The sequence below is a fragment of the Streptomyces sp. NPDC036822 genome, from assembly GCF_055609145.1.
The window spans coordinates 368,319-393,136 of the sequence record NZ_JBVJPY010000002.1 but is presented as its reverse complement, the minus strand read 5'-3'; the positions used below and the strand labels follow the sequence as shown (position 1 = coordinate 393,136).

General features: G+C 73.2%; 18 protein-coding genes. 6 read left to right on the top strand and 12 right to left on the bottom strand.

What is annotated here, in order from left to right:
• Positions 1 to 79: 79 nt before the first annotated feature.
• The 7 genes from ACZ68P_RS06125 to ACZ68P_RS06095 form a co-directional block, all read right to left on the bottom strand.
• The gene (locus ACZ68P_RS06125) at positions 80 to 307 is read right to left on the bottom strand and encodes an EF-hand domain-containing protein (RefSeq protein ID WP_365716722.1); all 228 of its coding nucleotides are present in this window, start codon (positions 305 to 307) and stop codon (positions 80 to 82) included.
• Positions 308 to 483: 176 nt separating this feature from the next.
• On the bottom strand, positions 484 to 1,671 hold the full coding sequence (locus ACZ68P_RS06120) for a YncE family protein (protein ID WP_471003293.1): 1,188 nt from the start codon (positions 1,669 to 1,671) through the stop codon (positions 484 to 486).
• Entirely contained in the window at positions 1,671 to 2,444 is a 774-nt protein-coding gene (locus ACZ68P_RS06115; protein WP_471003290.1) for a polysaccharide deacetylase family protein, read from the bottom strand. Before ACZ68P_RS06115 ends, ACZ68P_RS06120 begins: the two co-directional genes overlap by 1 nt.
• Positions 2,445 to 2,844: 400 nt before the next feature.
• Positions 2,845 to 3,348 (bottom strand): ATP-binding protein, encoded by a 504-nt coding sequence (locus ACZ68P_RS06110; RefSeq protein WP_471003288.1) that lies wholly within the window; start codon positions 3,346 to 3,348, stop codon positions 2,845 to 2,847.
• A 134-nt stretch (positions 3,349 to 3,482) separates the two neighbouring features.
• Positions 3,483 to 4,250, bottom strand: coding sequence for an enoyl-CoA hydratase/isomerase family protein (locus ACZ68P_RS06105; RefSeq protein WP_471003285.1), 768 nt, complete (start codon positions 4,248 to 4,250; stop codon positions 3,483 to 3,485).
• 109 nt (positions 4,251 to 4,359) lie between these two features.
• Positions 4,360 to 5,616: a L,D-transpeptidase gene (locus ACZ68P_RS06100; protein WP_471003282.1), complete on the bottom strand. Its 1,257-nt coding sequence runs from the start codon at positions 5,614 to 5,616 to the stop codon at positions 4,360 to 4,362.
• Positions 5,617 to 5,793: 177 nt separating this feature from the next.
• Positions 5,794 to 7,071, bottom strand: coding sequence for a L,D-transpeptidase (locus ACZ68P_RS06095; RefSeq protein ID WP_471003279.1), 1,278 nt, complete (start codon positions 7,069 to 7,071; stop codon positions 5,794 to 5,796).
• Positions 7,072 to 7,240: 169 nt separating this feature from the next.
• Between ACZ68P_RS06095 and glgX the strand changes: the two genes are divergently transcribed.
• Complete coding sequence (glgX, locus tag ACZ68P_RS06090; RefSeq protein ID WP_471003276.1) at positions 7,241 to 9,469, top strand: glycogen debranching protein GlgX; 2,229 nt, start codon at positions 7,241 to 7,243, stop codon at positions 9,467 to 9,469.
• A gap of 34 nt (positions 9,470 to 9,503) precedes the next feature.
• On the opposite strand, the gene ACZ68P_RS06085 is transcribed toward glgX, so the two are convergent.
• From ACZ68P_RS06085 to ACZ68P_RS06070, 4 genes are read right to left on the bottom strand one after another with little or no spacing between them, the layout of a single operon-like run.
• Positions 9,504 to 10,166, bottom strand: a complete 663-nt coding sequence (locus tag ACZ68P_RS06085; protein WP_471003273.1) for a response regulator — start codon at positions 10,164 to 10,166, stop codon at positions 9,504 to 9,506.
• Positions 10,159 to 11,487 carry a sensor histidine kinase gene (locus ACZ68P_RS06080; RefSeq protein ID WP_471003271.1) on the bottom strand — a complete coding sequence of 443 codons (1,329 nt, stop codon included), beginning with the start codon at positions 11,485 to 11,487 and terminating at the stop codon, positions 10,159 to 10,161. The genes ACZ68P_RS06085 and ACZ68P_RS06080 overlap by 8 nt, the downstream gene beginning before the upstream one ends.
• Before the next feature lie 22 nt (positions 11,488 to 11,509).
• Positions 11,510 to 12,256, bottom strand: a complete 747-nt coding sequence (locus tag ACZ68P_RS06075; RefSeq protein ID WP_471003268.1) for an ABC transporter permease — start codon at positions 12,254 to 12,256, stop codon at positions 11,510 to 11,512.
• The gene (locus tag ACZ68P_RS06070; RefSeq protein WP_471003265.1) at positions 12,253 to 13,158 is read right to left on the bottom strand and encodes an ABC transporter ATP-binding protein; all 906 of its coding nucleotides are present in this window, start codon (positions 13,156 to 13,158) and stop codon (positions 12,253 to 12,255) included. Before ACZ68P_RS06070 ends, ACZ68P_RS06075 begins: the two co-directional genes overlap by 4 nt.
• A 152-nt stretch (positions 13,159 to 13,310) precedes the next feature.
• On the opposite strand from ACZ68P_RS06070, the gene ACZ68P_RS06065 reads away from it, so the two are divergent.
• The 5 genes from ACZ68P_RS06065 (at position 13,311) to ACZ68P_RS06045 (ending at position 22,095) form a co-directional block, all read left to right on the top strand.
• On the top strand, positions 13,311 to 15,227 hold the full coding sequence (locus ACZ68P_RS06065) for an ABC transporter ATP-binding protein (protein ID WP_471003262.1): 1,917 nt from the start codon (positions 13,311 to 13,313) through the stop codon (positions 15,225 to 15,227).
• Positions 15,224 to 17,284 carry an ABC transporter ATP-binding protein gene (locus tag ACZ68P_RS06060; protein WP_471003259.1) on the top strand — a complete coding sequence of 687 codons (2,061 nt, stop codon included), beginning with the start codon at positions 15,224 to 15,226 and terminating at the stop codon, positions 17,282 to 17,284. The genes ACZ68P_RS06065 and ACZ68P_RS06060 overlap by 4 nt, the downstream gene beginning before the upstream one ends.
• A 507-nt stretch (positions 17,285 to 17,791) precedes the next feature.
• Positions 17,792 to 19,816 (top strand): M4 family metallopeptidase, encoded by a 2,025-nt coding sequence (locus ACZ68P_RS06055; protein ID WP_471003256.1) that lies wholly within the window; start codon positions 17,792 to 17,794, stop codon positions 19,814 to 19,816.
• A gap of 88 nt (positions 19,817 to 19,904) precedes the next feature.
• Entirely contained in the window at positions 19,905 to 20,570 is a 666-nt protein-coding gene (locus ACZ68P_RS06050; protein ID WP_471003253.1) for a response regulator, read from the top strand.
• Positions 20,563 to 22,095, top strand: a complete 1,533-nt coding sequence (locus ACZ68P_RS06045) for a sensor histidine kinase (RefSeq protein WP_471003250.1) — start codon at positions 20,563 to 20,565, stop codon at positions 22,093 to 22,095. The genes ACZ68P_RS06050 and ACZ68P_RS06045 overlap by 8 nt, the downstream gene beginning before the upstream one ends.
• A gap of 6 nt (positions 22,096 to 22,101) precedes the next feature.
• Here the strand turns inward: ACZ68P_RS06045 and glgP are convergent, their stop codons facing one another.
• A complete protein-coding gene (gene glgP / locus ACZ68P_RS06040; protein WP_471003248.1) occupies positions 22,102 to 24,681 on the bottom strand; it encodes an alpha-glucan family phosphorylase in 2,580 nt (859 codons plus the stop codon).
• Between the last annotated feature and the right edge of the window lie 137 nt (positions 24,682 to 24,818).

Here is a 24,818-nt window from a genome sequence, read left to right as displayed (position 1 = left end):
TCGATCGTCACCGGGGACCGGACGGGCGGCAACTCGCGTCCACGCGCTCGGCGTGCGCGGCCGCCCGCCCCGGAACTCCTCAGGCCTGCGTGGCGCCCTTGTCCAGGTGCGCCCAGAACTCGTCCCAGGAGAGCTTGCCGTCGCCGTTGCCGTCGCGCTGGTTGATCAGCGCCTCCGCGACCGTCTCGGTGACGTGGAAGTCACCCAGCTGGGCCATGACGCTCTTGTACTCCGCGGCGGTGATGAGGCCGTCCCCGTCCACGTCGAACCGCTCGAATGCCTTGCGTGCCGACTCGATGTCCGCCACTGCTTTCCGCCCCTTCTTGGTGCTTCGATGACGGCAGTCAGATTAGCGGGCCGCCGCGGGGCGGCCGATGGGGGGACGGCGTCGGGCGGTTGCCGGGGAGGGCCGCGCGTGCTGCCGTGGGAGGGCGGGCCACGGTGTGCCGTGGCCCGCCCGTGGCGCCGCCGGCGCCCCGGCCGTCAGCGGAAGATGCCGGTATGGCCGAGCGAGTAGCGGCCCGGCTGGGGGTAGACCGCAAGCCCGTGGGGGCCGCCGCCGACGGGGATGCGGGCGAGCTGCCGCCCGGTCGTGGTGTCGATCGCGTAGACCTCGGAGTCGTAGCGGCCCGAGAGCCACAGCACCTTGCCGTCGGCGGAGACACCGCCCATGTCCGGGGAGCCGCCGTCCGGCAGCCACCACTTCTTGGTGAGTTTGTTCTGCTTGAAGTCGAAGACGGAGATCGACCCCTCGCCGCGGTTGGGGACGTACATCTCCCGGGAGTCGCGGGAGATGTAGAGCCCGTGGCAGCCCTTGCCGGTGGGCAGGAGCGTGGGGGTGGTGAACTTCTCGCCGTCCAGGACCCACATGCCGTGGGCCATCATGTCGGCGATGTAGAAGGTCTTGCCGTCCGGGGAGATCTTCACGTCCTGCGGCATGGCGCCCTCGAAGGGCAGCCGCTGCTGGCCGATGACCTCCATCTTCTCCGTGTCGACCTTCAGCAGCTCGCCGGAGAACTCGCAGGAGACGACGAAGTACCGGCCGTCCGCGGAGAAGTCGGCGTGGTTGACGCCGTAGCAGGAGACGGGGACGGTCTTCTTCCGCTCCATCGTGTGCGGGTCCCGGAAGACCAGCTCGCGGTCGAGGGAGGCCATGACGACGGCGTACCTGCCGTTGGGCGTGAAGTAGAGGTTGTACGGGTCGTGGACCTCGACCGGCTTGCCTGCGACCCCGGTGGCGGGGTCGATGGGGGTGAGCGTGTGGCCGCGGTTGTTGTTGACCCAGAGGGTCTTCATGTCCCAGGACGGGACGACGTGCTGCGGCTGGATGCCGACCGAGATGGTCTCGACGACCCGGTACGTCGCGGGGTCGATGACCGAGACGGTGTTGGAGTTGGTGTTGGGGACGTAGATCCGGGACGGGAAGTCCTTGACCACCGGGGAGAGCTTGTTCGGCCGGTCCGCCGCGTAGACGTCCTGGGGGTCGAGGACCGGCGGCATGCCGGGGAGTCCGGCCGGGGCGGCCCGCTTCGGTACGGCGGGGTGCGCGGCGGCCTCCTTGGTGGCGCCGCCGCGGGGTTCGGCCCCGTCGTCGGCGATGCCGCAGCCGGCGAGCGCGGCGAGCAGCGCGGCCGCGAGGAGACTCTTCGAACGCTTGGTGAGAGGCAGCATCAGGTCAGCAGCTCCGTGGTGGTCACCGCGCGCAGGCCGCGGCGGTCGAGGTCGGCGAGGAGGAGGGGCAGGGCGGCGACCGTGTCCGCGTAGCCGAAGTGCAGGCTCACCACGGACCCGTTGCGGATCGGCCCGGTGACGTGGGCGACGACGGCGGCGGCGCCGGGCGAGGTGAAGTCGAGGGAGTCGACGTCGTACGACAGGACGTGCGGGTATCCGGCCCGCCGGGCCGCCCGCCGGACGGCGGGGGTGGCGTTCCGGGTGCGGGAGGGCCGGAACCAGGTGCCGACGGAGCCGGTGAGCCGGCGCAGCCGGGTGGCACAGGCGCTGATCTCCGCATAGGCCTCCTGCTCGGTCATGGCGTTGATGTCGAGGTGACGCTGGGTGTGGTTGCCGAGGTCGTGGCCGCCGTCGAGGACGCGCCGGGCGAGGCCGGGGTGCCGGTCGAGCCAGCTGCCCACGGCGAGCACGGTGACGCGGGCCCCGGCCTTCTCGGCCTCGGTGAGCAGCGCGCGGGCGATGCCGGGGTCGCCCTGGCCGTGGAAGGTGAGCGCGACGCGGGGCCGGTCGCGGGGGCCGTGGGCGATCTCGTCGGGAAGGCCGGGGAAGCGGCGGGGCGCGGGGGCGGCGGCGGGCGGCGCGGCGGGCCCGGTGGGGCGGGCAGGCCGCGCGGGCCGGGCGGGCGGCTCCGTGCCGCAGGCGGCCGCGAGGGTTCCGGCGACGGCGGCGGCCGCGCCCGCCCGCAGTGCGGTGCGGCGGTCGGTCAGGGTCACCCGCCCATTGAAGAGCCGGGACGCCCGAAAGGTAACGATTAAGCCAATTCAGGACGTTTGCAGGGCACCCGGGTGGGTCCAGCATGCGGACGTGATCGATGAATCAAGCGCTGATGCCGATATTTATTCATTGTTTAGAAGGTGGGTGCCATACATCACCATAGATTCATCTACAGTATGTCCATATATGCGTCACTCTAGGCCGGTAGAGGCGTTTGGTGGGGGCGGGGTCCGTCTGCCATAGTCGACGGAACGACCCCCATTGACCCGGGCCAGGTCGTCGACAGCCGCCGTGGATACACCCCCCCGATCCACGGCGCTCCACACAGAAGCCCCTCGGCGCCCCACCACGGCGGACGGGGGCTTCTGTGCGTCCGGGGCCGGACGGGGCCGGACGCCCTCAGCGGTCGGACACCCGCATCTCGAACCAGGTGGTCTTGCCGCGCGGCTGGAGGTCGACGCCCCAGCGGTCGGAGAGCTTGTCCACGAGGAAGAGCCCGCGGCCGCTGACGTCCATCTCGTGGACCGGCATCAGGCAGGGCAGTCCGCGCGAGGGGTCGCGCACCTCGACACGGATCCAGCCGCGGCGGCGCACCATGCGCAGCGCGAAGACGCGCGCCCCGGTGTGACGGACGGCGTTGCCGACGAGTTCGGAGACGAGGAGCACGGCGTGCTCGGCGATCTGCGGGGTGAGCGCCCACTGGGACAGGACGACGTACTGGGTGAGCCGGCGGGCGACGGCGGCGGACTCGGGGCGGGACGGGAGGCGGACGTCACCGTCGGCCGGGTTGCCGTACACGTCCAGGGCCCTGAGGGCCTCTTCGTCCTCGACGGCGGGTACCCACCGTGCGGCGGTCGCCCCGCCGTGCTGCCGCGGCTGTTCCGTACCTTCCAGGCCCGCCATGCCCCCATCATGGCCGCCCCGGAGGGGCCGCGTGGGCGTTCCGGCGGAATCGGTCCCCCGGAAACGTCACCTCCGGGGGAGCTTCCGTCATGTGCCGAGGGCGGGCGCTCCCGGGGGTCGCGCCCGCCTCCCGGTCAGAGGAACTTCGCCTTGCCCGGTCCCTCTTCGACGAAGCTGCGCATGCCGCGCTCCCGGTCCTCGGTCGCGAACAGGCCCGCGAACCATGTGCGCTCGATCGCCAGACCGGTGTCGATGTCGGTCTCCAGGCCCTGGTCGACCGACTCCTTCGCGGCCCGCAGCGCCAGGGCCGGGCCCTGGGCCAGCTTGGCGGCCCAGGCGTGCGCCTGCTCGTACACCTCGGTGGCCGGGACGACCCGGTCCACCAGACCGAGCCGGAGGGCCTCGTCGGCCTTGACCATCCGGCCGGTGAAGATGAGGTCCTTGGCCCGCGAGGGACCGATGAGACGGGACAGGCGCTGGGTGCCGCCCGCGCCGGGGATGAGCCCGAGCAGGATCTCGGGCTGGCCGAGCTTGGCGTTGTCGGCGGCGATCCGGTAGTCGGCGCACAGGGCCAGCTCGCAGCCGCCACCGAGGGCGTACCCGGTGACCGCGGCCACGACCGGCTTGGGGATCCGGGCGATCGCCGTGAAGGAGTCCTGGAGCGCGCGCGACCGCTTCACCATGGCCGCGTGGTCCATGACCTGCATCTCCTTGATGTCCGCGCCGGCCGCGAACACCTTCTCGCCGCCGTAGAGGATCACGGCCCGCACGTCGTCGCGGTCGGTCGCCTCGGCGGCGAGCTCCCGGAGCCGGTCCTGGGTGGCGATGTCGAGGGCGTTCATCGGAGGACGGTCGAGGCGGATCGTGCCGACGCCTTCGGCGACTTCGAGGTTCACAGTCATACCCCGCAGGTTAGTGGCCGTTAACGACAAGAGGCCCGGTGCCGTTGGTCACAGCACCGGGCCTTCTCCGGGACGGCCTACGGACGGCCGCCCCGCCGTCTCAGGCGTCCTACTTGATCCACTCCGACCAGTCCATGTTCCAGCCGTTGAGGCCGTTGTCCGGCTGGATCTGCTTGTCCTTGGAGTTCTTCACGATCACGACGTCGCCGATGAGCGAGCGGTCGTAGAACCAGGCCGCCGGGGTGGAGCCGTCACCGGCGCCGCGCGCGTCCCGCAGACCGACACAGCCGTGGCTGACGTTGGACGAGCCGAACGTCCCGGCCGAGGCCCAGTAGTTGCCGTGTACGAAGGTGCCCGAGGTGGACAGGCGCATGGCGTGCGGCACGTCCTTGATGTCGTACTCCCCGCCGAAGCCGACCGTGGCTCCGTTCATGCGGGTCACCTTGTACTTCTCGCTGATGACCATCTGGCCGTTGTACGTCGTGGTCGACGGCGCGCCTGCGGTGATCGGGATCGTCCGGATGATCTTGCCGTCGCGCTCGACCTTCATCGTCTTGGCGCTGGCGTCCACCGTCGACACCTGGCGGCGGCCGATGGTGAAGGAGATCTTCTTCTTCTGCTTGCCGTAGACCCCCGGACGGCCCTCGACGCCGTCGAGGTTGAGCTCGACGGTCACCTTGGTGCCCGCGGCCCAGTACTCCTGCGGGCGGAAGTCGAGCCGGTCGTTGCCGAACCAGTGACCCTCGACCTGCACGGACGGCTCCGCCGTCACCTTGATGGCGCGCTCCACGGCCTCGGGGTTGGTGATGCCCCGGGTGAAGTTGATGGAGACCGGCATGCCGACGCCGACGGTCGAACCGTCCTCGGGCGTGTAGTGGCCGATGAAGGTGTTCTTCGGGACGAGGGTGGTGAAGGTGGTGTCCTTCGCCGACTCGCGGCCCTCGGCGTCCTTGGCGATCGCGTGGACCTTGTACTGCGTGCCGGCGGCCAGGTGGCCGACGGGCTGCCAGCTCGCGCCGTCCGCGGCGATCTTGCCCTCGACCTCGGTGCCCTTGGAGTCGGCGACCGTGACCGTGGTCAGCTTGCCCTGCTGCGCCGTCACCTTCAGCGCGCCGGAGGTCGCCACCGCGTCGGCGCCGTCCTTCGGGGCGATCGTCACGACCGCCGTCGACGCCGCGTTCTCCTGCTTCCCGCCGCCGTTCTGCGCCGGGTCCCCGCCCTTGCCTCCGGCCGGGTCCCCTCCCCCGCAGGCGGTGAGGACGAGGAGCAGTGCCCCCACGGCCAGCGCCTGCAGCCGTGTACTTCCGGTGCGCCGCCCCCGCCGCGTAGCCCCGACCGATGCCCCCGATATCGGCTGCCCGTTCACAATGGTTCGTCTCCCCTCGCACGGCCTGGCCCCGCCACGGCCCGCACCCCCGGCGCGCATCCTCCGCGCGCACGGCGTTAGATAATCACACCGGGGGACACGAAAGCTCCACGCGAATGTCACCGTTCAGTCCCAGTTGCGCGCGGGGGACGCAGGTCAGCGAGGGGATGAGGGGTCTCACCGCAGGGCGGAACCGGCCTTCCACCGGTTCCACTCCATGTTCCATCCACCGAGGCCGTTGTCGGGAGCGACCTTTCGGTCACGGGAGTTGACCACTTCCACCACGTCGCCGATGAGCGTCCGGTCGAAGAACCAGCCCGCCGGGGAGTCCGGGCTGCCGCCCTTCACGTCCCGCAGCCCCACGCAGCCGTGGCTGACGTTGGCGGTGCCGAACGTGCCGGAGTCCGCCCAGTAGTTGCCGTGGAGGAAGGTGCCGGAGTCGGTCAGCCGCATCGCGTGCGGCACGTCCTTGATGTCGTACTCGCCACCGAAGCCGACCGTCCGGCCGTCCATCCGCGTCACGTCGAACAGCTCCGTGACCACCATCCTGCCGTTGTACGTCGTCGTCTTGGGCGCCCCCGCCGTGACCGGCAGCGTCGCGAGGAGCTCGCCGTCGCGGCGCACCTCCATGGTGTGCGCGGCCGCGTCGACCACGGAGACCTGCGAGCGCCCGACGGTGAAGCCGACCTTCTTGCTCTGGATGCCGTACACCCCGGGGGCGCCCTCCACGTCGCGCAGCGCGAGGTCGACGGTGACCCGTGTGCCCGGCTTCCAGTACTCCGCGGGCCGGAAGTCGAGCCGCTCCTTGCCGAACCAGTGGCCGGCCACCTCCACCGGCGGGTCGGAGGTGATCCTGATGGCCCGTTCGACGGCCGCCCGGTTCTCGATCGGCCGGTTGAAGCCGAAGGAGACGATCATGCCGGTGCCGACCGTGGAACGGTTCTCCGGCTTGAAGTAGCCGATGAAGCGCCGCTCCGGGACGACCGTGGTGAAGGTGGTGTGGCGGGCGGAGCGCCGGCCGTGCGCGTCGAGCGCCACCGCGTCCACGCTGTACTTCGCCGCCAGCGCCAGGCGGGTGTCCGCCCGGGGCCGCCAGCGCAGTCCGTCCGCGCTGATCTCGCCGGGCACCTCGGCCCGCTGCGCGTCCTCGACCCGCACGACCGTCACCCGTTCGAGCCGGCCGCTGTCGACCCTCACCTCGATCGGCCCCTCGGCCGGGACGGCCCGGCTGCCGTCCTCCGGGCTGATCCTGATGACGTCGCCCGGAGCCCGGGCCTTGCCGGGCAGCGACACGCCGAGACCACCGCCACCACCCTCGGTGCAGCCCGCGAGTCCGGCCACCATTCCCGCCGCCACCAGGGCGAGCACCGCACCGGTCCTGCGGCCTGTCTTCCGGGTCCTGCCGGGCTCCCGGCCCGCCAGGCAGGCCCGCACCCGCTTCAGTACGTGATTCACGACCGGCCCAACGACGGCCACCCTCCAGGGGAAACGTGCGTGCGGGTCATGTTGGGAGTGCGGCACTCCGGGAAGAACAGGTGGGAGGACCACGTGCGGGGAGCCGCGGCCGGGACGCCGCGGGGCCTTGGCGGCACGGGGCCCCGACGAGCCGCGGGAGGCCGGACAGGTGTCGAGCGCAGCCGAGCAGGAGGCGGTAACGGACGGGTCGACGCGGAGCGTGCGGCCCTCCCTTGCCGTGGAACGGCGCGGACCGGCCGTGTGGCCGGGCGCGCCGACACCGTTGGGGGCACGCTGCCGGGTCGGCCCGGACGGCGTGGCGGGCACGAACTTCGCGCTGTGGGCCGGAGGGGCGGAGGCCGTCGAGCTCTGCCTCTTCGGCGCCGACGGCGCCGAGAGACGGCTGCCGCTGACCGAGCTCACCCACGAGATCTGGCACGGCTTCGTGCCGGGCGTGAGCGCGGGGCAGCGGTACGGATACCGGGTGCACGGCCGCTGGGACCCGTGGACGGGGGCCCGCTGGAATCCGGCCAAGCTGCTCCTCGACCCGTACGCGCGGGCGGTGGACGGAGACTTCTCGCTGCCCGCGGAGGTGTACGGACACGTGCGGGACTGGCCGCAGCAGCACGTGGCCGACACCGTGCGCGACGACCGGGACTCCGCTCCGTTCGTCCCCAAGGGCGTGGTGGTCCAGGACGACGACGACTGGGCCGACGACCGCAGGCCGAAGACGCCGTGGCCGGACTCGGTCATCTACGAGCTGCACGTGAAGGGCTTCACCCGGCTGCACCCGGGAATCCCGGAGAGGCTGCGGGGCACCTACGCCGGGCTCGCGCATCCGGCGGCCGTCGAGCATCTCGTACGGCTCGGGGTGACGGCGGTCGAGCTCCTGCCGGTCCATCAGTTCGCGCACGAGGACCATCTGCTCCGGCGCGGTCTGCGCAACTACTGGGGGTACAACTCCATCGGCTACTTCGCGCCGCACGCGGGCTACTCCTCGTCCGGGACGACCGGGCAGCAGGTGGGCGAGTTCAAGCGGATGGTGCGGGCGCTGCACGAGGCCGGCATCGAGGTCATCCTCGACGTGGTCTACAACCACACCGCCGAGGCGGGCGAGCTGGGCCCGACGCTGTCGCTCAAGGGCATCGACAACCGCGGCTACTACCGGCTCCAGGCCGACGCCCGGCGGTACGCCGACTACACCGGCTGCGGCAACACCCTGCACGTGGTGCAGCCGCAGGTGCTGCGGCTGATCACCGACAGCCTGCGCTACTGGGTGACGGAGATGGGCGTCGACGGCTTCCGCTTCGACCTGGCGGCGGCGCTCGCCCGCTCGATGCACGACGTCGACATGCTCTCCCCCTTCCTCGCGGTCATCGCCCAGGACCCGGTGCTGCGGCGGGTGAAGCTGATCGCCGAGCCGTGGGACGTGGGCAACGGCGGCTATCAGGTCGGGGCGTTCCCTCCCCTGTGGACCGAGTGGAACGACCGCTACCGCGACGCCGTCCGCGACTTCTGGCGCGGCGCGCTGCCGGACGTCCGGGACCTGGGGTACCGCCTGTCGGGCTCCAGCGACCTCTACGCCTGGGGCGGCCGTCGCCCCTACGCCTCGGTCAACTTCATCACCGCGCACGACGGCTTCACGCTGCGCGACCTGGTGACGTACGAGCGCAAGCACAACGAGCCGAACGGCGAGGGCAACCGCGACGGCACGAACGACAACCGGGCCTGGAACTGCGGGGCGGAGGGCGAGACCGACGACCCGGAGGTGAACGCCCTGCGGCTGCGGCAGCTGCGCAACCTGCTCACCACGCTGTTGCTGTCGACCGGGGTGCCGATGCTGGTCGCGGGCGACGAGATGGGGCGGACCCAGGGCGGCAACAACAACGCCTACTGCCAGGACGACGAGACGAGCTGGCTCGACTGGTCCCTGCCCGATGACCCCGGCCGGCGCGGCCTGCTGGACCTGACCCGCCGGCTCCTCGCCCTGCGCCACACGCATCCGGTGCTGCGCCGCCGGGCGTTCTTCTCCGGCCGGCCCCAGGGCGCGGACGGGCTGCGGGACCTGGCGTGGTTCACGGCCGAGGGCACGGAGATGACCGAGGGGGACTGGTACTCCCCCACCTCCACGCTGGGCCTGTACCTCTCGGGCCGTGACATCCCGGGCCGGGACGCCCGGGGCGAGCAGATCACCGACGACAGCTTCCTGGCGGTGCTGCACGCGGGCGCGCGGCCGGTGCAGTACCTGCTGCCGGGGCCGCCGTGGGCGGAGTCGTACGAACGGGTCCTGGACACCGCCGAGGAGGACCAGACCCGGGCGCCGGGGACGGTCCACCGGGGCGGTGAGCGGGTGACGGTCGGAGCGCGGTCGGTGGTGCTGCTGCGGGTCGGGGGGTGACGGGCGCTCCGGGTGTACGGCGGCTCGGGGGCGGTCAGCCGCCGCGGCCCAGGATGCCCCGGTCGTAGGCCGTCGCCACCGCGGCCGCCCGGTCCTTGGAGCCCAGCTTGGCGTAGATGTGCGTCAGATGGGTCTTCACGGTCGCCTCGCTGATGAACAGCTCGGCGGCTATCGCGCGGTTGGAGGTGCCCTTGGCGACGAGTTCGAGGACTTCGCGTTCGCGGGCGGAGAGCGACTCGTCGGCGGGGGCGGCGGGCGTGCGGACCCGGGAGACCAGCCGGGTCGCGACCGCCGGCGACAGGACCGTGCGCCCCTCGGCGGCGGCCCGGACGGCGGCGAACAGCTCCTCCCGGGGCGCGTCCTTCAGGAGGTAGCCGGTGGCCCCCGCCTCGATCGCGGGTAGCGTGTCCGTGTCGGTGTCGTACGTGGTGAGCACGAGGACCCGCGCACGGGCGCCGCGCCGGGTCAGTTCGGCGATGGCCTCGACGCCGTTGCCGCCGGGCATGCGCAGGTCCATGAGGACGACGTCCGGATCGAGCAGCAGGGCGAGCCGGACGGCCTCGACACCGTCGGACGCCTCGCCGAGGACGGCGAAGCCGGGGCCGGTGCCGTCCGGGGACCCTGCGGTGAACATCCCGCGCAGGCCGTCCCGTACGACGGGGTGGTCGTCGACGATCAGCAGGGTGATCTCAGTCATGGTGGACCAACGGTACGCGGGCACAGACCGCCGTGCCCTCACCGGGCCCGGTCTCCACGGCGACGGAGCCGGCGAGGCGTTCGGCCCGGGCGCGCATGCCGGCGAGGCCGAAGCCGCCGCCGCCCGAGCGGACCGGAACGGCCGAGGGGTCGAAGCCCTGTCCGTCGTCGCGGACGTCGAGGGTGATCTCGTCGCCCATGTACGAGAGGGTGACGCCCGCCCGGGAGGCGCCGGAGTGGCGCTCGGCGTTGGCGAGGGCCTCCTGGGCGATGCGCAGCAGCGTGGCGGCGACCTCGTCGTGGAGGGGCTCCTCGGTACCGGTGACGGTGAACCGGGTGGTGATGCCGGTGCGTTCGGACCAGCCGGCGACCGTCTTCTTCAGGGCTTCGGGAAGGGTGTCGTGCTCCAGGGCGACCGGACCGAGGTTCTGCACGGAGCGCCGGGCCTCGCCGAGACTGTGCCGGGCGAGGTCGGAGGCGCGCTGGAGGTGGACGCGGGCGAGGGAAGGGTCCGGGGTGGCGGTGACGACGTGGAGCTGGGTGATGATCCCGGTCAGGCCCTGGGCGATGGTGTCGTGGATCTCGGCGGCGAGCCGCCGCCGCTCGTCGGCCACCCCCGCCTCACGGGCCTGGAGCAGGAGCTGCGCCTGGAGGGCGGCGTTCTCGGCGAGGGCCTGTTCCAGGCGGGCGTTGGTCCGCGCGAGTTCGGTGATGGTCGCGGCGCGTTCCGCCGCCTTCTCCGCCTCCTTCGTGCCGATGTGGGCGAAGCCGAGGGCCAGGCCGGCGTTGAGCGCGAACAGGCCGCCGAACGCCGCCCACTGGAGGAGGGACGCGGGTGGCAGTCCGCCCGACTGGGAGCCGGCCATGATCACGGCGGTGAGGAGGAGTCCGGCGTGCGCGGCGCGGCGCGGCAGGAGGTGCACGGCGTCGAAGTAGCCGGCGCAGGCGTAGACGGCGAAGAAGGGGTTGAGCCAGGTCAGGACGAAGGCGAGAACGGTGCGCGAGGTGAAGTAGACGACGGAGGCGACGCCCGGGGCGCAGGGGACGAGCACGATCCCGTCCCCGCCCGCCTCTCCGTGAGGGGACCCGTCCTCGGCGGCGGAGGGGCGGCGCGCCGTGCGCGGCCCCGCACGGCGCTGGTGGGCGCCCCACCAGAGCTGGAGGGCGAGGGCCGCCACGGCGAGACCGGCGCCCGTCCTCTTCTCCGCGGCGTCCATGAGCTGGCCGGCCGCCCCGGCCGAGAGCACCGTGGCGATGCCCAGCAGGCCGTACGGGCCCCAGCGGAGGAACTGCCGCCAGCGTTCCTCGACGGTCGTCGCCATCCTCGTGTCCTCCCCCGTGCGGTCACTCCCAGCGGAACCGGCGCACCGCCGTGGCGGTGAGCAGGGCCGTCCACAGCGCCATCACGCCGAGCGCCGCCCCGCCGGGCCATCCCCCGCCCGTCGCGGCGTCCAGCGCCTGCGAAGCGGCGCCGTACGGCGTGAACTGGACGATGTGCCGCAGGGTATCGGGCATGGCCTGGACCGGGACCCAGACGCCTGCCGTGAACATCGTCGGGAAGAACACGGCCGAGCCGACCGCGGTGGCGATCTTCTGGGTCCGGGAGACCGCGCAGACGGCGGCGCCGAGGGCGAGGCCGCAGGCGACGGCGAGGAGGAGCGCGAGGACGTACCCGACGGGGTTCTCCGGCAGCCGGACCCCGAAGGCGAGCCGGCCGACCGTGACGACCAGGAGGGAGGAGACGAGCGCCGCGGCGCCGTGCAGGGCGATCTGGGCGGTGAGCAGGGAGGCGGGGCGGACGGGGGTGGTCGACATCCGGCGCAGGATGCCGCGCTCGCGGTAGCCGGCGAGGACGGGCGGCATGGCCTGCAGCCCGGACATGATCAGGGCGAAGAGGACGGCGACGGGGACGTAGAGGTCGATGACCCGGCGGCCTCCGAGGTCGTCGGAGACCTCGCGGAAGGAGGGGATCAGACCGAGGATCACCAGGAGCACCGGGGGCGAGACCATCACCCAGAACAGCGATCCGGGCTCGCGGGTGAAGAGGCGGACCTCGGTCCTCAGGACCATGGTGGTGGGACCTGCGGTCATGGCTGGTCGGCTCCTGTCAGGTCGAGGAAGGCGTCGTCGAGGGTGGCGTCGGCGACGCGCAGCTGCTGGACGGTGATCCCACGGCCGGCGAGCAGTCCGACGAAGGCGTTCACGGTCTCGTCGGTGCCGTCGACCTCGGTCCGGCCGTCGCGTGTCACGACGCGCGTGGCATGCGGCAGGGCGCGGAGTTCCGCCGGGTCCAGCGGTGTCGTGGCGGCGAACGAGATCACCTTGGAGGCGGTGGACCGGGCGATCAGGCCCTGGGGGGTGTCGAGGGCGGCGACCCGGCCGTGGTCGAGGACGGCGAGCCGGTCGCAGAGGCGCTGGGCCTCCTCCATGAAGTGGGTGACGAGCAGGACCGTCACCCCGCCCGCCCGGATGTCCTCGATCAGGGACCAGGTGTCGCGCCTCGCCCGCGGGTCGAGCCCGGTCGTCAGCTCGTCGAGGACGACGGCACGGGGGTTGCCGACGAGCGCGAGGGCGATGAAGAGCCGCTGCTTCTGGCCGCCGGAGAGGGTGCAGAACCGGGCCTTCAGGTGCGCCCCGAGGCCGAGGCGCTCGACGAGCCCGCGCCAGTCGGCGGGCCGGTCGTAGAAGGAGGCGTACAGCTCCAGTGCCTCCCGGACGGTCAGCTTGGGCTGGAGTTCGCTCTCCTGGAGCTGCACTCCGAGGAGGCGGGTGACGTCGGCGTGCCGGGCGACCGGGTCGAGGCCCGCGACCCGTACCGTACCGGCGTCGGGCGTCCTGATCCCCTGCACGCACTCCACCGTGGTGGTCTTGCCCGCTCCGTTGGGGCCGAGGATCCCGAAGACCTCTCCCTCGGCGACCTCGAACGACACGTCGTCGACGACCTTCCGGTCGCCGTAGGCCTTGTGCAGGCCCCGCACTTCGATCATCGGCATGCCCCCAGACTGGCTCCCGCGGGTGCCCCGGCACATCGGCCGTCCCGCTCGAAGCGCGGTCAACCGATCGGTTGACCGGCGCTACGACCCGGGGCCGCGACGGCCGAAAACCACGTGAGGGATGTCAGGGGCGAACCGTAGGCTCACCCCTGATGCCCGAAAACCATGCCCTCACCAAGGATTCCGCCGAGACCGCGGCCGGGGACCCGGCCCGGGCCCCGGACCACGACCCCCCGTCGGCCGACGCCGGCCGCTCGGCGGTGCGCGCGCTGCTGCGCCTGTGGCCCTATGTGCGCCCGGTGCGCGGGCGCTGGGCCGCCGCCGCCACGGTCGCCGTGGCCGCCTCCTGCCTGTCCCTCGTCATCCCGCTCGTCCTGAAGTGGATGGTGGACGGACCCGTCGCCGCGGGGGACCCGGGCGGGGTCTGGCTCGGGGCGCTGTACCTGCTGCTGCTCGGCATCGCGGAGGCGGTGCTGTTCGGTTTCCGGCGCTGGCTGGTGGCGCGGCCGCTGGCGAGCGTCGAGGCGCGGATGCGGGCCGACCTGTTCCGGCATCTGCAACGCCTCCCGATCGCCTTCCACGACCGGTGGGCGTCGGGCCAGCTGTTGTCCCGCGGCACGACGGACCTGATGCTGGTACGGATGTTCCTGGCCTTCCCCCTGACGTTCCTCCTGGTCAACGGAGTGACGATCCTGGCCGGTTACGTCCTCCTGCTGGGCCAGGACTGGACGCTCGGGCTGGTGCTGCTGACACCCGTGGTGCCGCTGGTGATCCTGTGTTCCTTCTTCGAGGGCCGGTACGCGGTGGTCGCCCGGCGGGCGCAGGACCAGGTCGGCGATCTGACCACCGTCGTGGAGGAGAGCGTCCTCGGCATCCGCATCGTCAAGGGCTTCGGCCGCCATCGCAGTCAGGCCGAGGCCTTCCGGGCCCTGGCCGACGGGCTGCGCTCCACCGAGCTGGTCAAGGCGCGGCTTCTGGCCGGGATCTGGGCGCTCATCACCATCCTGCCGGAGCTGGCCATCGGCGCCGCGCTGGTCCTCGGCACGGTCCGGGTCGCCGACGGCGACCTGTCGGCCGGCACGCTCGTGGCCTTCCTCTCGACGGCCCTCGCGCTGCGCTGGCCGGTGGAGTCGATCGGCTTCCTGCTCGCCATGAGCCAGGAGGCGGCCACGGCGACCGAGCGGTACTTCGAGGTGATGGACGAGCCGGAGGAGACACCGGGACCGCGCGCGGAGGCGGGAGAGGAGCCCGGGAAGACCCCGGGACCACGGCGGGCAGCGGGGGACGAGCCCGTCGGGGCGCCCGCCGTCACGCGGGACGGGGTGCGGTTCGAGGGTGTCTCCTTCCGCTACCCGGACGCGCCCGCCGACGCGCCCGCGGTGCTCGACCGGATCGATCTGCACATCCGCCCCGGGGAGACCCTGGCCCTGGTCGGCGCCACGGGGTCCGGCAAGACGACGCTCACGGCGCTCGTGCCCCGGCTGCACGAGGCGACGGCGGGACGCATCCTGCTCGACGGCGAGGACATCGCGCGGATGGAGCGCGAACGGCTGCGCACGCTGGTGTCGGTGGCGTTCGAGGAGCCGACGCTCTTCTCGGCGGGCGTCGGGGAGAACGTCCTGATGGGCGCCGGGGAGGCGGCCGGGGAACCGGAACTGCGGCGCGCGCTCGGCGTCGCCCAGGCGGAGGGTTTCGTGGCGGCGCTGCCCGAGGGCGCGGCCACCCGGGTCGGCGAACAGGGCCTGAGCCTCTCCGGTGGCCAGCGCCAGCGCCTGGCCCTGGCACGGGCGGTGGTGGGCCGGCCCCGCTTCCTGGTCCTCGACGATCCGCTCTCGGCGCTCGACGTGCACACCGAGGCCCTGGTGGAGGCGGCGCTGCGCGAGGTGCTGCGGGACACGACCGCCCTGGTCGTGGCGCACCGGCCGTCGACCGTCCTGCTCGCCGACCGGGTCGCGCTGCTGTCCGGGGGCCGGATCGCGGCGGTGGGCACCCACCACGAACTGCTGCGCAGCAGCGCCGAGTACGCCTGGCTGATGTCCGGCGAGGGTGAAGGAGAGACCCCCCGATGACGGAGACGAGGGAGTCGAAGGAGCCGGCGGAGCCGACGGATCCGACGCTTTCGGCGGTACGGGGCACGGCGGACGGGGCCACGCCCGCCAGGCCGACCGACGCCTCGACGGACGCGCCGGAGGCGCCCGGCAGGGCGACCGCGGACAAGGCCACCGACACGGCCGGCACGCCCGGCAGGGCGACCGCGCACGAGGCCACCGACACGGCCGGCACGCCCGGCAGGGCGACCGCGCACGAGGCCACCGACACGGCCGGCGCGCCCGGCGACCCGTTCGACCAGGACGATCTTCCCGCGCCGGCGGGGGCGACCGGGGCCCTGCTGCGGTCGCTGCTCTCCGCCCACCGGGCCAGGGTCGCCGTCGCCGCTCTCGTCCTGCTCCTCCAGCAGGCCGCCGTCCAGGCCGGTCCGCTGCTGGTCGCGTACGCCATCGACCGGGGCGTTCCCGCGGTCCGGGGCGGGGACCACGGCCCGCTGGTCGCCGTCGCCGCCGGCTACCTCCTCTGCGCGGCGGCCGCCGGGCTCCTCCAGTACGCCTTCGTCCGCGGCGCCGCCCGCGTCAACCAGGACGTCCTGCTCGACCTGCGCGGCCGGATCTTCCGCCACGCCCAGGCGCTGAGCCTGGACTTCCACGAGCGGTACACCTCGGGCCGGCTCATCTCCCGCTCCACCACGGACGTGGAGTCGCTGCGCGAACTGCTCGCCGAGGGGCTCCAGGAGCTGATCGGCGTCGTCCTCGCGTTCGTGTCCATCTCGGCGATGCTGCTCTGGCTGGATCTGGGCATCGGGGCGGTGGCCGTCGCCTCCTTCGCCCCGCTGTACCTGCTCGTACGGATCTACCAGCGGCGCGCGGCCGTGGTCTTCGCCGAGCGCTCCACGGCCGTCGCGGGCGTGATCGTGAAGTTCGCGGAGACGATGAACGGGATCCGGCCGGTCCGGGCGTTCCGGCGGGAGCGGGCCAACGACGCCGAGTTCGCGGCGCTCAACCACCGGCACGAGCGGAGCAACGGCGACGCGCTCCTGGAGATGGCCCGCTATGTCGTGGGCTCACGGCTCGTGGCGAACACGGCGGTGGCGGGCATGTGCCTGTGGGGCGCCTCCCGCGTGGCCGACGGGACGCTGGCGCTCGGGGTGCTCGCGGCGGCGGTGCTGTACATGCGGCGGCTGTACGACCCGATCGACCGGCTCGGCATGTTCCTCAACTCCTACCAGTCGGCGGCCGCCTCGCTCGCCAAGATCGCCGGTCTGCTGGCGCAGGCGCCGGGGGTGCCGGAGGCCGCCGTCCCGCGCGCCCTCCCGCCCGCCCGTCCCGGATTCCCGGGCCGTGAGGTCGTCTTCGAGAAGGTGCGGTTCGCCTACCGCACCGGTGGCGAGGTGCTGCCCCGCTTCGACCTGCGGATCCCGGCGGGCCAGACGGTCGCGGTCGTCGGCTCGACCGGCGCGGGCAAGTCGACCCTCGCCAAGCTCCTCGCCCGCTTCTACGACCCGACCGAGGGCCGCGTGCTGCTCGACGGGGTGGACGTGCGGGAGCTGGCGACACCCGAGCTGCGGCGGGGTGTGGTGATGGTGACGCAGGAGGCGTTCCTCTTCTCCGGGACGGTCGCGGAGAACATCGCGATCGGGCGTCCCCAGGCGACGAGGGAGGAGATCGAGCACGCGGCGAAGGCCATCGGCGCGCACGACTTCATCGCCGGCCTGCCGGACGGGTACGACACCGACGTACGCAAGCGGGGCGGCCGCATCTCGGCGGGACAGCGGCAGCTGGTGGCCTTCGCCCGCGCGTTGCTGGCGGACCCCGCGGTCCTGATCTTGGACGAGGCGACCAGCTCGCTGGACGTGCCGGGCGAGCGGGCGGTGCAGCGGGCGATGGACACGGTCCTCGCCGGCCGCACGGCGGTGGTGATCGCGCACCGGCTCTCGACGGTGGAGATCGCGGACCGGGTCCTGGTGATGGAGGCGGGCCGCGTGGTCGAGGACGGGACGCCGGCCGAGCTGGTCGGCGGGGACGGGCACTACGCCGGTCTCCACCGCGCCTGGCGGGACAGCGTGGTGGGCTGAGCCGGCCCGGCACCCCACGCGGCGGCGCCCCCGCCGCCGCGCGCACCGCCGTGCCCCGGTGTCCACGGAGTGGTCGCGGTGCCGGGCGGGTGGAGCGGGCGCGGCGGGGCCCGGCGTCCCGGACGGCCCGGGGAGGGAGCGGAACGAGCCACGCCGCTACGCGGGCCCGGGGCGGGCGCGTACCCGCTGTTCAACGGTCCGGGCGCGGGCGGGCGGAGCGCGCCCGGCCCGGAGATCCTCCGCGCATCACGGGCGGGCGAACACCGGGCGACAGCGCGGCCATGATCGACGAAACGTCCGCTTAACGAACACGGCCCTTCGGGCACCGGACGATTTCCGGCCAACTTCTTGACGCGCTCCTGACACAGACCGGTCATGACTGCCACTCTCCTTCCCGACTCCCCGCACCGGAGTCCGCGCCTCACGAGTACGTGCTCCACAGCTCTGTTTGCTCTGCCCGGACGACCCACCCAGCCGTCCGGAACCCCCCTCGCAAAAGGAGTCTGCGTGAGATCCACGCCCAGCCGTCGCGCCACCGCGACCGGCGCCCTGATCGCTGCCGCCGCCATGCTCGCCGTCTCGGTCCAGACGGGTGCCGCCACCGCGGCGGACACCCAGGCCGCGCCGAAGGCCCAGGCCGGCACCGCTGCCAATCCCGGCAAACTCCCGGCCGACCTCTCGCCCGCGCAGCGCACCGCGCTGATACGGGCGGCCGACGCCGACAAGGCCGCGACCGCCAAGGCCCTCGGCCTCGGCGCCCAGGAGAAGCTGGTCGTCCGTGACGTGGTCCAGGACCGCGACGGCACCACGCACACGCGCTACGAGCGCACCTACGGCGGACTCCCCGTCCTCGGCGGCGACCTGGTCGTCGCCGAGTCCAAGGCCGGACAGACGCAGGGCGTCACCAAGGCCTCCCGCGCGGAGCTGAAGAACGTCGACCTCAGCGCCGACATCGCCCCGGCCGCCGCCGAGAAGCAGGCGCTGGCCGAGGCCAAGGCGGAGGGCTCGCAGAAGACCGCCGCCGAGCGCGCCCCGCGCAAGGTCGTGTGGATGGCGCAGGGTTCGCCCGTCCTCGCGTACGAGACCGTCGTCGGCGGCCTCCAGCACGACGGCACCCCGAACGAGCTGCACGTCGTCACGGACGCCACCACCGGCAAGAAGCTGTACGAGTGGCAGGCCGTCCACACCGGTACCGGCAACACCCAGTACAGCGGCCAGGTGACCCTCGGCACCGCCCCGTCGTACACGCTGACCGACACCGGCCGCGGCAACCACAAGACGTACAACCTCAACCGCGGCACGTCCGGCACCGGGACCCTGTTCTCCGGCTCCGACGACGTCTGGGGCGACGGCACCCCGCAGAACCTCGAGACCGCGGGCGCGGACGCGCACTTCGGCGCCGGGGTCACCTGGGACTACTACAAGAACGTGCACGGCCGCTCCGGCATCCGCGGTGACGGCGTCGGCGCGTACTCCCGGGTCCACTACGGCAACGCGTACGTCAACGCCTTCTGGCAGGACTCCTGCTTCTGCATGACGTACGGCGACGGCTCGAACAACACCAAGCCGCTCACCTCCATCGACGTGGCCGCGCACGAGATGACGCACGGCGTCACCTCGAACACCGCCGGCCTCGTCTACAGCGGTGAGTCCGGCGGTCTGAACGAGGCCACCTCCGACATCTTCGCGGCGGCCGTCGAGTTCTACGCCAACAACGCCTCCGACCAGGGCGACTACCTCGTCGGCGAGAAGATCGACATCCGCGGCAACGGCACCCCGCTGCGCTACATGGACAAGCCCAGCAAGGACGGCTCGTCCAAGGACGCCTGGTACTCGGGCATCGGCGGCATCGACGTCCACTACTCCTCGGGCCCGGCGAACCACTGGTTCTACCTCCTCTCCGAGGGCAGCGGCGCCAAGACGATCAACGGCGTGAACTACGACTCGCCGACCTCCGACGGCCTGCCCGTCACCGGCATCGGCCGTGACAAGGCCGCGCTGATCTGGTTCAAGGCGCTCACCACGAAGTTCGGCTCCAACACCAACTACGCCGGTGCCCGCACCGGCACGGTCGCGGTGGCCACCGAGCTGTACGGCGCCGGAAGCGCCGAGGTGAAGGCCGTCGAGCACGCCTGGGCCGGCATCAACGTGGGCGCGCGCCCCGGCGGCGGCGACCCCGGCACCGGCAAGGTCTTCGAGAACACCGCCGACGTCGCGATCCCGGACAACGGCGCCGCGGTGACCTCCACGGTCAACGTCACCGGCGTCACCGGCAACGCCCCGGCCACCCTCAAGGTGGACGTGAACATCGTCCACACCTACCGCGGTGACCTCGTCGTGGACCTCGTCGCCCCCGACGGCTCGGTCTACAACGTGCACAACCGCTCCGGAGGCAGCGCCGACAACCTCGTCGCGACCTACACCGTGAACGCCTCCACCGAGGTCGCCAACGGCGCCTGGAAGCTCCGCGTCCAGGACAAGGCCTCGGTCGACACGGGCTACATCAACAGCTTCAAGCTGACGTTCCCGTAACCCCGCCCCCGCGGTGACCACACCGTGACGGACGCCCGGAGGGGCTCTCCCCCTCCGGGCGTCCGTGCGTCTGCGTAGGGTGAGCCGCATGATCAGGGTGCTCCTCGCGGACGACGAGACGATGATCCGGGCCGGGGTGAAGGCCATCCTCGCCGGCGACCCGGGCATCGAGGTCGTCGCGGAGGCCGGCGACGGGCGGGAGGCCGTCGAACTGGCGCGGCTGCACCGGCCGGACGTCGTGCTGCTCGACATCCGCATGCCGCGGCTCGACGGCCTGGGCGCGGCGGAGGAACTGCGCGCCGCCGTCCCGGAGTCGGCGGTCGTCATGCTGACCACGTTCTCCGAGGACGCCTACATCGCGCGGGCACTCGGCGGCGGGGCGAGCGGCTTCCTGCTGAAGTCCGGCGATCCCCGGGAACTCCTCGCCGGGGTACGGGCGGTGGCCGCCGGCGCGGCCTTCCTCTCCCCCGTCGTCGCCCGCCGGGTCATCGACACCCTCGGCGGCGAACGCCTCTCCCGCGCGGCGCGGGCCAGGGCCAGGCTGGAGCCGTTGACCGCCCGGGAACGGGAGGTGGTGGCGCTGGTGGGCGCGGGCCTGTCGAACGCGGAGATCGCGGCGCGGCTCTTCGTCGTCGAGAGCACGGTCAAGGCACACGTGAGCGCGGTCCTGGCCCGGCTGGAGCTGCGCAACCGGGTGCGGCTCGCCGTCCTCGCGTACGAGGCGGGTCTGGTGCCCGAGGTCCCCGATGCGTGAGCGGCTCCTCGACGTGGGGCTGTGGGCGCTGCTGTGCGTGCCGGTCCTGCTGCGGTCCGATCCGAACGACGGCGGCTCCTGGGGGCAGGTGGCGGCGGGGGTGGCGGTCCTCGGCGTGTGCGTGGCGCTCGGGCGGCGGTGGCCCGCCGCGCCGGTGGCCCTCACGGTCTCGGTGAGCCTGGCGGTCTCGCCGGAGCTCCACACCGCCTCCTTCGTCCTGGCGCTGGTCGCCTTCGGCTATCTGGCCGGCCGGCGGCAGGAGCGCACCCGGACGGCGCTGTGGCTGTTCGTCGCGGTGGCGGCGGCCGGACTGATGCTGAACCGGCTCACCGGCGCCTCGCTCGGCCAGTGGTTCACCCTGCTCCTGGTGCTCGCGCTGGCCGTCGTGGCGCCCTGGCTGATCGGGCGGTACGTACGGCAGTACGACCGGCTGGTCCGCAGCGGCTGGGAGCTGGCGGACCGGATGGAGCGCGAGCAGACGGCCGTCGCGGACCGGGAGCGCCTGCGGGAACGGTCGCGCATCGCCGGTGACATGCACGACTCGCTCGGCCACGACCTGGCGCTGATCGCGCTCCGGGCGGGCGCCCTGGAGCTGGCGCCGGGGCTGGACGCCGAGCAGCGGCGGGCCGCGGGCGAGCTGCGCCGGGCGGCGGCCGACGCCACCTCCCGGCTACGGGACGTCATCGGTGTCCTCCGCGCGGAGGACACCCCGGCCCCGACGACCCCCTCCGACGAGCCGGTCGAGGACCTGGTGGAGCGGGCGAGGGCCTCGGGCCTGGCGGTGGACCTGACGTGTACGGCCGGTCCCGCGCTGCCGGCGATGACCGACCGGGCGGTGTACCGGGTGGTGCAGGAGGCGCTGACCAACGCGGCCCGGCACGCGCCGGGGGCGGCCGTGTCCGTGCGCCTCACCCGGGCCGGCGACGAGTCCGTGGAGGTGCGCGTGGTCAACGGACCGCCGCCGGACGGGCCCGCCGCGCCGAGACGCGCCGGTGCGGCCGGCCCCGGGGGCTCGGGGCTCGTGGGACTCGACGAACGGGTGCGGCTCGCCGGCGGGACGCTGCGGCACGGGGGCACCGCCGACGGCGGCTTCGAGGTGCGCGCCGTCCTGCCGCCGCGCCCGCCCGCCACCGCGCCCGGCCCCCCACCGGCCGCGCCGACGTCCGCCCGGGAGCTCGACCGGGCACGGCGGCAGGTGCGCAGGGGCCTCGCCCAGGCGATCTGGATCCCGGCGGCCCTGCTCGCCGCGCTGGCGCTGCTCATGGGCGCGGTCGGCCTCTCCACCCAGGCCCGGTCGCATCTGGAGCCGGAGGAGTACGCGGAGATCCGCGTCGGGCAGTCGCGCGCCGAGGTCGGTGAGCACCTGCCCGCCCGTCCCCTGGACGGCCCGCCCCAGCGGGCCCCCGCCGAGCCGCCCGGGGCGGACGAGTGCCTCTACTACCGGACGGCGCTCCTCGCGACGATCCCGGTCTACCGGCTCTGCTTCACCGACGGCCGCCTCACCGACCGGGCGAAGCTCCCCTGACCCAGGTCAGCGCAGCAGCACCCCCGCCTCCTCCGCGACGGCGTCGGTCGGCCAGGTCACCAGGCCCGGCTCGGCCGGCGAGGCGAGCCTCGTGTGCGCCGGCAGGACCCGGACCGTGCAGCCGAAGGGACCGGTGCGGTCGAGGACCAGGGAACCCTCGTAGATCCGCCGGCCGTCCAGGTCGGAGAGGCCGCCGGCCGGCTTCAGGGCGCAGACGCGGGGGTCGGCGAGGGTGTCGTCGGGGGTGACGCGGCCGGTGACGGCCTGGACCTCCACGTCCTCCGGCCGCAGTTCGCCGAGGGAGACCCCCACCCGTACCGCGAGCGTCGCGCCCAGCTCGGCGTCGCCGAGGTCCTCGCCCAGTTCGCCGACCTCCACGTGGTGGACGGCGACCTTCGGCCAGGCGGTCCGCACCCGGGACTTCCAGTCGGCCAGTTCCCGGGCCGCGTCCGCGTCGAGCGCGCGGTGCGCCGCCGCGGCGGGGGCGTACAGCCGCTCCACGTACTCGCGGACCATCCGGTCGGCGAGCACCTTCGGTCCCAGGTCGCCGAGGGTCCTGCGGACCATGGCGGTCCAGCGGGCCGGGACCCCGTCCGGCCCCCGGTCGTAGAAGCGGGGGGCGACCCGGCGTTCGACGAGTTCGTACAGCGCGGCCGCCTCCAGGTCGTCACGGCGCTCCTGGTCGGTGGCGGCCGCCCCGTCCGCGGTGGGGATCGCCCAGCCGAAGTCGGGCTCGAACCACTCGTCCCACCAGCCGTCGAGGACCGAGAGGTTGAGGCAGCCGTTGAGTGCGGCCTTCATCCCGCTGGTGCCGCACGCCTCCAGCGGCCGCAGCGGGTTGTTGAGCCAGACGTCGCAGCCGGGGTACAGCTTGCGCGCCATGGCCATGCCGTAGTCGGGCAGGAAGACGATCCGGTGCCGCACCCGGGGGTCGTCGGCGAAGCGGACCAGCTCCTGCACCAGCCGCTTCCCGCCGTCGTCGGCGGGGTGCGCCTTGCCGGCCACGACGAGCTGGACGGGCCGCTCGGGGTGGAGCAGCAGCGCCCGCAGCCGGTCCGGGTCGCGGAGCATCAGCGTGAGGCGTTTGTACGAGGGGACTCGGCGGGCGAACCCGATGGTGAGCACGTCGGGATCGAGGACGGAGTCGGTCCAGCCGAGTTCGGCGGCTCCCGCGCCCCGCTGCCGCCAGGAGGCCCGCAGCCGTTCCCGTACCTCCGTGACGAGCTGTTCGCGCAGGGTGCGGCGCAGCTCCCAGAGCTCGCGGTCGTCGGCGTCCGGGCCGAGCCGGCCGACCTCGGGCGCGGTCCAGGTCGGCGCGTGGACGCCGTTGGTGATGGAGCCGATGGGCACTTCGACGGAGTCGAAGCCGGGCCACAGCCCGGCGAACATCTGGCGGCTGACCCCGCCGTGCAGGGTGGAGACGCCGTTGGCGCGCTGTGCCAGGCGCAGGCCCATGGCGGCCATGTTGAAGAGCCCGGGCTCGCCCCCGAGCGGTGTCTCGTCGCCGAGGGCGAGGATCCGGCTGACGTCGACGCCGGGAAGCTCGGCGTCGTCGCCGAGGTGGCGGGCGACCAGGCCGCGCTCGAAGCGGTCGATGCCGGCGGGGACGGGCGTGTGGGTGGTGAAGACGGTCCCGGCGCGGACGGTCTCCAGGGCCGCGTCGAAGCCGATGCCCTCGCCGGCCAGTTCGCGGATGCGTTCGAGGCCGAGGAAGCCGGCGTGGCCCTCGTTGGTGTGGAAGACCTCGGGTGCCGGGGTGCCGGTGAGCCGGCAGTACGTGCGGACGGCGCGGACGCCGCCGATGCCGAGGAGCATCTCCTGGAGGAGCCGGTGTTCGCTGCCGCCTCCGTAGAGGCGGTCGGTGACGTTCCGTTCGCCGGGCGCGTTCTCCTCGACGTCGGAGTCGAGCATCAGCAGGGGGACGCGGCCGACCTGCGCGGTCCAGATGTGCGCGTGCAGGCTGCGACCGCCGGGCAGGGCGAGGGTGACCTTGGCGGGGGTGCCGTCGGTGTCGCGGAGCAGGCAGAGCGGCAGCTCGCCGGGGTCGAGGACGGGGTAGTGCTCCAGCTGCCACCCCTCGCGGGAGAGGGACTGGCGGAAGTAGCCGTGGCGGTAGAGGAGTCCGACGCCGATGAGCGGGACGCCGAGGTCGCTGGCGGCCTTGAGGTGGTCTCCGGCGAGGATGCCGAGGCCGCCGGAGTACTGGGGCAGGGCGGCGGTGACGCCGAACTCGGGTGAGAAGTAGGCGATGGCGGCGGGCAGCCCGCCGTGCTGTTCCTGGTGTTCCTGGTACCAGCGGGGGGCGTGCAGATAGTGGTCGAGGTCCTCGGCCGCGGCGTTGAGCCGGCCCAGGAACTCCTGGTCGGCGGCGAGGGCGGCGAGGCGGGCGGCGGAGACGGAGCCGAGCAGCCGGACGGGGTCGCCGTCGTCGGTGCGGCGGTCTCCCGGCGGGGCGGAAGCGACGGAGTCGAAGAGTTCACGGGTCGGCTCGTGCCAGGACCAGCGCAGGTTCCGCGCCAGGTCGGTGAGCGGTCGAAGGGTGTCGGGGAGGACGGGGCGCACGGTGAATCGACGGATTGCCTTCACGTGTTCCACCTTCGCAGGGGAGAGCGGAGCGGAGTGGACGCACCACGCTGTGCGTCCACTGTGCGTCCCACCGAAGGTAGGCCACTCCCCCCGTCCGGGCCACGGCGCGCGGGAGTGCGCCGGGGCCCGGACGGGGC